The sequence below is a fragment of the Streptomyces bohaiensis genome, from assembly GCF_012033785.1.
GTDB lineage: Bacteria > Actinomycetota > Actinomycetes > Streptomycetales > Streptomycetaceae > Streptomyces > Streptomyces bohaiensis.
In genome coordinates this window covers 1-10,165 of record NZ_JAAVJC010000172.1, presented here as the reverse complement: position 1 = coordinate 10,165, position 10,165 = coordinate 1, and the positions used below count along the sequence as shown (strand labels likewise).

Genomic DNA, 10,165 nt, shown 5'->3' with positions numbered 1-10,165 from the left:
GGAGAGAAGCCGGTGAACGGCCCGCCGCCCGGCCCGGAGCGGAGCGCGCGCCGTGCTCAACTCGCGCCGCGGCAGCGGGTCAGGCAGTCACGCGGCGCGCGGGGAGGTGCGCGGGGCAGCGCTCAGCGGCGTGGTGGTGCGGATCAGTAGCCGGTCCACACGAACTCGACGTCGTCGCCGTCCTCGACCAGGAACTGGCAGCCGCCCACCGGGGTCGCCTCACCGTTGACGGAGATCAGCCAGAAGTCGGAGTCGGTCTGCACGACGCCGTCGATCTCGGTGATCAGGTAGTCCTCGAAGGAGGTGTACCAGATGCCGTCCCAGTCGAGACCGGAGTCGTTGAGGGTGGTGGTCGGGGTGGCACCGGCCGTGGGGTTGGCGCCGAAGTTGGTGCCGTCGCAGAGCCGAGCGGTCTCGGTGAGCGGGGAGACGACGCCGCCGTCGGTGGTGACCTGGTCGTCGAAGAGGACGGAGGTCGGGCCGGTCACGGTGAGGTTGACGGTGACCGGGGCCGCCTGGAGCGAGGGGGTCGCGACGGCGGTGGAGACGGCGGCGCCGGCGGTGAGGCCGAGCACGGCGAGCGAGACGGTCACTCTGCGGGTCAGGGTGCGGGTCATGGGGTGACTCCTCCGTGGGTGGTGGCTGTTCGACGGTGGTGCTCAGCGGTGCGGTGGTGCTCGGTGGTGCGACGGGCGCCCCGGACGGTGGCGCGAGGGGTGGAGCGGTCCGGGGCGCCCGCGTTCGGGGCGGAGCCGTGTCACGGCACCGCAGGGAGCGCGGCTCGGGGGGCCGAGCGGCTCAGACCTCGCTGACGCGGCGCCGGCGCAGGGTGACCGCGTAGGCGACACCACCGGCGGCGAGCAGGCCGACCGCGGCGGCCATGAGCGGCACCACGGTGCTGCCGGTGTTGGCGAGGCCACCGTCGACGGAGTGGTCGTTGCCGAAGCCGCCGGTCACGGCGTCGCCGCCCGCGAAGGAGGTGCCGCCGTCACCGAAGCTGTTGCCGTCGCCGGTGGCGCCGTCGGTGGTGTCGCCGGTGGCGCCGTCGTCCGGGCCCTCGGTGGTGGCGCCGTCGGTGCTGCCGTCGGTGTCGCCGTCCGAGCCGTCGGTGGTGTCGCCCGTGTCGCCCGTGTCACCCGTGGCCCCGTCGGTGCCGCCGTCCGTACCGTCCGTACCGCCATCGGAGCCGGTGCCCCCGTCGGTCCCCGTGCCGCCATCGGTACCGGTACCGCCGTCGGTGCCGGTGCCGCCGTCGGTGCCGGTGCCGCCGTCACTACCGCCGGGGCCGCCCACCGGGCCGCACTCGATGGTGTACGCCTCGTCGGCCGCCGTGCCGCGGTCCAGCTCGTACAGCGCCTTGTCCGCCAGTGCCGGGATGACCTGGGCGGTGGCGCGCAGCGTCATGCCGTCGACGGAGGCGTCGTCGTAGCCGACGGCGCCGCGGTGCGAGGGGTCGGCGGCGTCGCAGCCGACCTGGAGGGAGAGGAGGTAGTCCACGCCGCGCTTCGCCTCGGCGTCACGGTCGCCGGCGGCCAGCGCCTGCACGGCCAGCGCGGTGGAGTTGGAGTTGGCGCCGACGGTGGCGGCGCCGTTGTAGGAGAAGCCGCCGCTGTCCTGCTGCTTGGTAGCGAGCCAGTCCAGCCCCTTCGCCGCCACGTCGGTCTTGCCCGCGGCGAGGAGCGCCTGGACGGCCATCCCGGTGGAGTCGGGGTCGGCGTTGCAGCGGTCGGGGTCGCGTGCCAGCGAGAGCGGGAAGCCGCCGTCGGCGCACTGGGTGGAGGCGATGAACTCGACCGCGGAGGCGGGGATGTCGCCGGTCTCGTGGAAGGCGAGGACGGCGAGCGACTGGCTGAACTGGTTGGACATGTCCAGGCGTCCGCGGTCGCTGACCCGGCCGCTCTCCTGGAGCCGGTCGTGCAGCAGCGCGGTCAGGTCGAGGCCGCCGAAGTCGGAGGCGTCGCGGCCCTGGATGCCGGCGACCAGGGCCAGCTTGGCGGTGCCGCCGGCGTTGACGTTGTCGGAGCCGCCGCGGTGCGCGTAGTCGGCCGCGTTGGCCTCCAGCCAGTCGGTGGCGCGGTCGGCAGTGGCGCCGCTGGTGCCGGTGGATATGAGGCCCATGATGATGTCGGAGTTCAGGCCGTGGTCATCGCGGAAGTTGCCGTCCTCGTCCAGCTGCGCGGCGGCCCAGGTCGCCGCGGCCTTCGAGGGGGAGGTGAACACCTCCTGCTCGGCGGCCGGTTCGGCGTGTGCGGTTGTCGGCGCCAGCAGCGCCGCGGTGAGGATCGCGCCGGGCAGCAGAGCCGCGCGCCGCAGGGTGGTTCTCATGGTCGTCGTGCTCCTTGGGGTTCGGCAGCGGCGAAGCTGACGGGCGTGTCGAAGGCGGCGCGCCGGGCGGCGCGTCTGAGGGTCGCCAGTACGGCGGGGCCGAGCACCGCGATCGCGACGATGTTGGTGATCGCCCTGCCGGTGTCCCAGCCGAAGGCCGAGGTGGCGAGCGTGTAGAGGAAGAAGGTGTGGAGGTTGGCGACGGGCCCGGCCTCGGGGTCGAAGGAGAGCTGGGTGCCGTCGCCGATGGCGAACGGCCAGAACCAGAGGTTCATCACGAAGCCGAAGACGTAGGCGGAGGCCGCCCCGTAGGCGGCGAGCATGGCGATCTCGGCCCGGCCGGTGGGGCGGCGGGGCAGCAATCCTGCGCCCAGCCCGACCCAGGCGGCGGCCATCATCTGGAACGGCAGCCACGGCCCGACGCCGGCGGTGAGCAGCGCGGAGGCGAACAGCGAGGTCGCCCCGAGCGCGAACCCGAAACCGGGGCCGAAGACCCGGCCGGCGAGGATCAGCAGGAAGAAGACGGTCTCGATGCCCGCGGTTCCCGCGCCCAGCGGCCGGAGCGCGGCGTTCAACGCCGCCAGCACGCCCAGTAGGGCGAGCGTCTTGGGGTCCAGCCCCCCCTCGGTCAGCTCCGCCAGGACGACGGCGAGGATGACGGGGAGCAGCACCACGAAGAGCAGCGGCGCCTGCGCGGCGTGGGCCACGCCCTGGGGTTGCGGTGGCACCAGCAGCGGCCAGCAGAACATCGCCAGGCCGAGCAGGCTCGCCACCAGCAGCGTGACAGCGGCCCGGGGGCCGACGCGGAGCGCCGTGACCCGGGGGCGGGCGGCGGACGTCCGCTTCATCGGCGGAGCCGACGGCGCAGGCTGCGCCGGCCGCGCCGGCTTCGCAGGCGGAGCAGCGGCGGCGAGGTCGTCCGGACCGCCCGCGCGGGAGGGGGCTTCCGTGCGGGCCGGGGCGTCCGGGGCGGGATGCGGCGGGGTGGCTCCCGGAGTGGCGCCGGGTGGAGTAGCGGCGGTCATCGGGGCGCCGCCTCGTGCCGGAGCGGGGCCGCCGGGTCCGCGCCCTCGGCTGTGAGCGCCCGGGCGACCTGGTCGGGGGTGAGCCAGGGCAGCGGGCTCAGTACCTTGGCGACCTGGGGGGCGAACGCGGGCGAGGAGCAGACGACGTCGGGCGTGGCACCGTCGGCGACGGTCTCGCCGTCCGCCATCACCACCACCCGGTCGGCGACGGCGGCGACGAACTCCACGTCGTGGGTGGCGATCACCACCGACCGGCCCTCGGCGGCGAGCCGCCGCACGATGGCGCCGAAGCGGCGCTTGGCCGCGTAGTCCAGGCCGCGCGTGGGTTCGTCGAGCAGCATCACCCGTGGTGCGGCGGTGAGTTGAATGGCGAGGACCAGCGCGAGCTGCTGTCCTTCGGAGAGGTCCCTGGGATGCGAGGCGCCCTCGATCCCGGGCGCGAGCTCGTCGAGCAGCTCTCGGCAACTCCCGCTCGCCACGGCGGACTCGGCGTCCGCCTGGGCGCACTCCTCGTCGACCGTCTGGAGGTACAGGAGATCGGCGGCTGTCTGCGGCACCAGGCCCACCAGGGCGCGGGCCTCGGCAGCCGGCAGGTCGCCGGGGTCGCCGCCGGCCACCTCGACCGTGCCGGCGCGGCGGGGGCCGGAGCCCTGGAGCGCCCACAGCAGCGAGGACTTGCCGGAGCCGTTGCGCCCCATGAGCGCGGTGACCTCCCCGGCGGCCAGCCGCAGGTCGACGCGGCGCACCGCGACGGTGGCGCCGTAGGTGACGGTGATCGACCGCGCGGTGAGCAGCGGCTCACCGATCGGTGTGCGGTGCGGGTCACCTGCGGCAGCCGGGCCGGGCCCGGCGTCCCCGGGGTGGGCCGGGCCGGGGGCGAGATCGGCGAGCCGCTGCCGCAGCCCGGCGGCGCGGCGCCGCGCGTCACGGACCGACAGCGGCAGCGGCGACCAGCCGGCCGCGCGCCCGAGCTGCACCACCGGCGGCGCCACCGCGCAGTCCGGCATCAGCGCCGCGGGGGTGCCGTCCCGGACGCTTCCGTCGCCGGGGAGGTAGAGCAGCCGGTCGGCGTACTGCAGGACGCGTTCCATGCGGTGCTCGGCGATCAGCACGGTCACGCCGAGGTCGTGCACCAGGCGCAGCACGGCGGAGAGCACGTCCTCGGCGGCCGTGGGGTCCAGCGCTGAGGTCGGCTCGTCCAGCACCAGCACCGAGGGGTGGGTGGTGAGGACCGAGCCGATCGCCACCCGCTGCTGCTGGCCCCCGGAGAGCGACCGCAGCGCCCGGCCGCGCAGCTCCGCGATGCCCAGCAGGTCGAGCGTCTCCTCGACGCGCTTCCGCATCACCTCGGGGCGGACCGCCAGCTGCTCCATCCCGTAGGCGAGTTCCTCCTCGACGTTGTCGGTGACGAACCCGGCGAGGGGGTCCTGGCCGACCCGGCCGACGAGGTGGGCGAACTCCTGGGGCGGGCGGCTCTCGGTGCCCTGCCCCGCCACCGTCACGCGCCCTCGGAGATGGCCGCCGGTGAACCGGGGCACCAGGCCGTTGACCGCTCCCAGCAGCGTCGACTTCCCGGTGCCGGTGTGGCCGGTCACCAGGCACAACTCCCCCTCGGGGATGTGCAGGTCGACCCCGGCGAGCGCCGCGGGGCCGTCCTCCTCGTAGCGGAAACTGACGTCCTCGAAGGTGATCACGGCACGGGCTCCTTCCTGGGGCGGGTTCTGTTCGCGCCGCCGGCTCCGGGGCCACCGGTCGCGCCGCCGGTGTACGGCGCGGCGGGCGGCGTCGCCGCGGAACGCGGCGGCTCGGGGGTGAGGAACGCCGGCAGCAGGCCCGCGAGCACGGCGAGGACCGGGACGAGCGACAGCTCGGGCCAACTCAGCGGTGAGAGCGAGGGGTAGAGGTTCTCCGGGTCGACCCCGGCGGTCAGGAACATCAGGGCGGCGGTCGCGGCGCCCGCGCCGGCGGTCAGCAGTTCCGCGGGCTGCCACCGGTCGGGCCGGTAGCCGGTGCGCCGCACCCGCCGGCCGCCGACGAGCAGCCCCGCGAGGGCGACCGCGCCGCCACCGAGCAGCAGCGGAGCGCCGAGCAACGGCGGTGCCGCGGCGTCCAGTACGCCGTACAACCCGCCGCAGACACCGACCAGTCCGACGATCACCAGCACGCCGGTGATCAGCCGCGTCCGGGGGTCTGCGCCCGCCGTCCGGCCGTAGCCGCGCGACGCCATGGCCGCGGCCAGCGCCAGCGACCTGTTCAGGGCGTCCTCCAGGACAGGGATGATGATGCCGCGCAGCGCCCGCCGACCCTTGCCCGCAGCACCGCGCAGCCGACGGGCCCGCCGCACCCGCCGTACGCTCTCCACCAGTTGCGGGGCGACGGTCAGCGCCACCACCACGGAGGCACCGACCTCGTAGAGCGCCCCCGGGAGCGCCTTGAGCATTCGCTTGGGGTCCGCGAGGGAGTTGGCCGCGCCGACGCAGACCACCATCGTGGCCAGCCGCAGCCCGTCGTAGAACCCGCCGAGCAGCTGCTCGGCGGCCACCTCGCCGAACAGCCGTATCCCCGCGGCTGCCTCGGGCAGCGGGATCTCGGGCAGCGTGAACAGCACGGTGTCGCCCTGGCCGCCGCCGAAGACGACGCGGAACGCCACCCGCATCACGATGATGAAGGCGCCGAGCGCGAGGTACATCCGAAAGGACAGCGCCCAGGGCGCGTCCCCGCGGCGCCGGACCACCACGTAGGCGGCCACGGCGAGGATCATCGCCAGCAGCAGCGGATTGGTGGTGCGGCTGGCGGCGACGGCCAGGCCGAGCGCCCACAGCCACCAGGCACCGGGGTGCAGCGGACGGGCCAGCGGCGGCCAGGTGAGCGAGGGACGCCGGCCGGGTCTGCCCGGCGTCCGATCACCGCTCACGGCGCCCCGCCCGGCCTGCCGCCCTCGGCCCCGGCGTCCGGGTCGGGAGCCGGGTCCGGGGTGGAGTCGGCGCCGGCGTCGGCGTCCGCAGCGGGGTCGGGGCCGGCGTCGGCAGCGGGGTCGGCGGCGGGACCCGTGTCGGGCCCGGGGGCCGCGCCGGAGTCCACCGCGTCGTCGGCATCGGCGCGGGTGTCGGCGGCACCGGTCCCGGTGCCGCTCTCGGTGTCGGTGCCGGCCATGTCGGTCGACGGAGCGGGTTCGGCGGCTGAGGCCGCGGCGTTCGGGTCCGTCCGGTCCGGCGCCGGGGCCGACTCGGCGGGCGCGGACCCGCCGGTCGTCTCGGGCGCGGCTGACGCTGAGCCCGCTGCCGCATCGGCGGTGCCGGAGGCCGCTTTTCCGCCGCCGGCAGCAGCGGCCGTCCCGTCGGCGGCGCCGGACGCGGTGTCGACGGTCGGGGTGCTGACGGTCGGAGCGTCGGCAGTCGCGGTGCTGACAGCTGGGCCCGCGGTGGGCGCGGACTCCCCTGAAGGGGTGGGAGCCGCGAAGAGTGCCGGGTCGTCGTCCGGGCCGCCCGCGGCGGCCGCCGCACGGCGACGCCGCCAGGCGGTGGCGCCGGCCGCGCCGATCAGCGCCGTGAGCAGCGCCAGCCCGGCGACCGTGGTGGCGGGCGGGCTGCCGCCGGTGCCGCCGCCGACCGTCTCGGCCTCGGTGTCCTCACCGCTCCACTCGGCGGCTTCGGTGGGTTCCGGCCCCGGCGGTGCCTCTTGGGCGGCGGCGTCGGCGGATTCCTCGTCCTCCTCGGACTCCTCCTCGTCCAGCTCCTCCTCGTCGGAGTCCTCGTCCTCGTCGCGGTCCTCGTCCTCCTCGCGGGCCTCCTCGGCATCCGCGTCGTCGGCCGGGTCCTCCGGTCCGCCGCGCCCGTCCTCCGGGGCCTCGACCCCACCGGCCACCGCGCCGCCGCCGACCGCTCCGCCGGCAGCCGTACCGCCAGTGCCGCCACCGCCCGAGCCGTCACCACCGCCGGACCCGCCCCCTGACCCGCCACCGGTCGCGCCGCCGCCCGCGGCGGACCCGCCGCCGGACGCCGCGTCACCTCCCGAGGACGAGCCGCCACCGGCACTTCCCGAGCCACCCGAACCACCGGAGCCGCCCGAACCAGCGTCGCCGCCCCCGGCGTCGGGCCGCAACGGGGCGACGCCCGGCTGGGGCGCGTCGTCCATCTCGCGGTTCATCGAGAAGGCCCAGCCCTCGAAGGTGCCCTCCTGCGGGGTGCGGTACGTCGCGCCCCGCTGGCTGTAGGTCCAGTTGCCGCCGTTAGGGGCGTGCCAGTACGACCAGTACGCGGAGGCCGGCGGCGTGTCCACGCAGTCCTCGGAGCCGGCGCCCGGCCGCCCGTTGATCCGGCAGATGAACGATTCGCCCCAGCGGGCGGTGCCGGCTATCTGGAACCCGGCGTTCTTGAGCGCGGCGAGGCCGTCGGCCTGCGGTCCGGGGGCGCAGCGCACCACGCGGCCGCCGCCGAGTTCGCGGAAGTCCACGATGACCGTGACGCCGCCGGCCCCGGGGCAGAAACCGGGGGTGCCCGCCTGGGTGCGGAAGGCCTCGCCGAAACCGCCGACCGCGACGGTCGGTGCAGGAAGGGCGGTCGCCGGGCCCGCGGCCACCAGCGGCACGGCCAGCAGCCCCAGCAGCGCGACGAAGGCCTGGACCGAGGTGGGACGCGCGCGGGTGGCGGGCATGGGGGGCCTTTCCCCTAAGGGCCCCGCGCGGCACCCCGCACCGACTCGCGCACGGACCCCCGACGCGTTCGTTGCGAACACGGCGAGGGCCCGGACGGCCGGCAGGCTGAGGGCTCCACGCTGTAGACCATGACAGTGAGAAGCAGTGCACGTGACCCGCCGGGTGTTCCGACTCACGGCCGAGCGGCCGTTCACGGTTGCAGGTCAGTGCCGGATTCCCACCGGCTTCCCCCCGCGAGCCACGCATGAAGTTGTGAGGCCCGTACACGAGCCACAGCGAACGATACGGGGGGCTCGGCGCGCGCCGCCAGGGTTCGGACCGGGTGACAACCCCCACAGCACCACCGCCGTCCCCCTTCCGTCCGGCGCCACGGCCCCGCCGCCCGGCCGCCGTACAGGGGGACGGACGCACGCGGCGCGGGCCGGTGAGCCCCCGTCAGGGATGCTCACCGGCCCGCGCCGTCAGTGGTGCGCCGCGTCGCGTGCGACGCGGAACGCTCAGTCCTCGCGCTTCCAGCGGGGCTTGTCGCCCCGACGGTCGTCGGCCGGGCGGCCGGCACCACGGTGGTCGTCACGGCGGAAGCCGCCACGGTCGCCACCGCGGTCGCCACCGCGGTCGTCACGACGGAAGCCATTGCGGTCGCCGCCGCGGTCATCACGACGGAACCCGCCACGGTCACCACCGCGGTCGTCCCGACGGAAGCCCGGACGGTCGTCACGGCGGAACCCGCCACGGTCGCCACCGCGGTCGTCGCGGCGGTCGTCACGACGGAAGCCGTTGCGGTCGCCGCCGCGGTCGTCACGACGGAACCCGCCACGGTCACCACCGCGGTCGTCACGGCGGTCGTCACGACGGAAGCCGTTGCGGTCGCCGCCGCGGTCGTCACGACGGAACCCGCCACGGTCACCACCGCGGTCGTCCCGACGGTCGTCACGACGGAAGCCGTTGCGGTCGTTGCCACGAGCGCCCGGACGGCGGTCGTCGCGGCGGAACCCGCCGCGGTCGCCGTCACGACGGTCGCCGCGCTCCGGACGCTGGGCCTCGCGCTCCGCGTCCTGGCGCTCCCGCTCCAGGCGGCGGGCCTCACGGCGCGCCTCGCGCTCCGCCTCGGCCGCCTCCTGCGCGGCGTTGGCCGCGTCGATGGCCTCCTGCGGGTCCTCGCCGCGCTCACGGGCGGCGCGACCGGTCAACTGCTCTGCCTCGGCGCGGAGTTCACCGGCGCGCTCCTGGGCGCGCTCCAGCTCGCGGGCGAGGCGCTTGGCCTCGCGCTCGGCGTGGAGCGCGGCGCCCATGGCAGCCTCGGCGTGCAGCTCGGTCAGCGACCGGGCGCCGGTGATGCGGGTGATCTCCTCGTCGAAGAGGTCACCGCGGCCGATGATGTGGCGCGAGGCGTCGACGCCCGCGTCCTCCATCAGCCGGAAGACACCGCGGCGCTGGTGCGGCAGCGCCAGCGACACCACGGTGCCGGACTCACCGGCGCGCGCGGTGCGACCGGAGCGGTGCAGGTAGTCCTTGTGGTCGCCGGCCGGGTCCACGTTCAGCACCAGGTCGATGCCGTCGACGTGGATGCCGCGGGCGGCGACGTCCGTCGCGACCAGGACGTTGATCTTGCCGTCCTTGAAGTCGGCGAGGGTGCGGGTGCGCGCGCCCTGGGTCATGCCGCCGTGCAGGGCGTCGGAGCGGGCGCCCGACTCGCGCAGCTGCTCCGCCACGCGGTCCGCGCCGAGCTGGGTGCGGACGAAGATGATGGTGCGTCCGCCCTTGCGCGCCGCGATGGCGCTGGTGATCGGGGCCTTGTCGCGCGGCTTCACGATCAGCACGTGGTGGGTCATGGTGGAGACCGCGCCCTGGGCGGCGTCGACCTCGTGGCTCACGGGCTCGACGAGGTAGCGCTTGACGAGGCTGTCGATCTCGTTCTCCAGCGTGGCGGAGAAGAGCATCCGCTGGCCGCCGGCCGGCACGAGGTCGAGCAGTTCGGTGACCTCCGGCAGGAAGCCGAGGTCGGCCATCTGGTCGGCCTCGTCGAGGACCGCGACCTCGACGTCGTCCAGCGAGCAGGCGCCGCGGCCGATGATGTCGCGGAGCCGGCCGGGGGTGGCGACCAGGACGTCGACGCCGCGCTCCAGCGCGTAGATCTGGTTGCCCATCGAGGTGCCGCCGC

At 75.7% G+C, this 10,165-nt stretch carries 7 protein-coding genes and 1 riboswitch; all 7 genes read right to left on the bottom strand.

The genetic code is table 11. From position 1 onward, the window contains the following. Positions 1–143: 143 nt before the first annotated feature. Positions 144–617: a DUF4430 domain-containing protein gene (locus tag HCN52_RS17145; protein WP_168089333.1), complete on the bottom strand. Its 474-nt coding sequence runs from the start codon at positions 615–617 to the stop codon at positions 144–146. A 181-nt stretch (positions 618–798) separates the two neighbouring features. Continuing rightward, positions 799–2,325 (bottom strand): prenyltransferase/squalene oxidase repeat-containing protein, encoded by a 1,527-nt coding sequence (locus HCN52_RS24820; RefSeq protein ID WP_209314651.1) that lies wholly within the window; start codon positions 2,323–2,325, stop codon positions 799–801. Next, positions 2,322–3,173, bottom strand: coding sequence for an ECF transporter S component (locus tag HCN52_RS17135; protein ID WP_168089332.1), 852 nt, complete (start codon positions 3,171–3,173; stop codon positions 2,322–2,324). Before HCN52_RS17135 ends, HCN52_RS24820 begins: the two co-directional genes overlap by 4 nt. Before the next feature lie 173 nt (positions 3,174–3,346). Beyond that, entirely contained in the window at positions 3,347–5,044 is a 1,698-nt protein-coding gene (locus tag HCN52_RS17130; protein ID WP_168089331.1) for an ABC transporter ATP-binding protein, read from the bottom strand. Continuing rightward, positions 5,041–6,264 carry a CbiQ family ECF transporter T component gene (locus HCN52_RS17125; protein ID WP_168089330.1) on the bottom strand — a complete coding sequence of 408 codons (1,224 nt, stop codon included), beginning with the start codon at positions 6,262–6,264 and terminating at the stop codon, positions 5,041–5,043. The genes HCN52_RS17130 and HCN52_RS17125 overlap by 4 nt, the downstream gene beginning before the upstream one ends. Further along, on the bottom strand, positions 6,261–8,003 hold the full coding sequence (locus HCN52_RS24815; RefSeq protein WP_209314650.1) for an SCO2322-related protein: 1,743 nt from the start codon (positions 8,001–8,003) through the stop codon (positions 6,261–6,263). Before HCN52_RS24815 ends, HCN52_RS17125 begins: the two co-directional genes overlap by 4 nt. A gap of 108 nt (positions 8,004–8,111) precedes the next feature. Continuing rightward, positions 8,112–8,260, bottom strand: a riboswitch (adenosylcobalamin (AdoCbl) riboswitch). Positions 8,261–8,501: 241 nt separating this feature from the next. Continuing rightward, the coding region (locus HCN52_RS17115) for a DEAD/DEAH box helicase (protein WP_168089329.1) at positions 8,502–10,165 on the bottom strand (1,664 nt) is incomplete at its 5' end.

Bases quoted from the DNA above. Each gene is read 5' to 3' on its own strand.
- HCN52_RS17145 (WP_168089333.1), bottom strand. From the start codon at position 617: ATGACCCGCACCCTGACCCGCAGAGTGACCGTCTCGCTCGCCGTGCTC.
- HCN52_RS24820 (WP_209314651.1), bottom strand. From the start codon at position 2,325: ATGAGAACCACCCTGCGGCGCGCGGCTCTGCTGCCCGGCGCGATCCTC.
- HCN52_RS17135 (WP_168089332.1), bottom strand. From the start codon at position 3,173: ATGAAGCGGACGTCCGCCGCCCGCCCCCGGGTCACGGCGCTCCGCGTC.
- HCN52_RS24815 (WP_209314650.1), bottom strand. From the start codon at position 8,003: ATGCCCGCCACCCGCGCGCGTCCCACCTCGGTCCAGGCCTTCGTCGCG.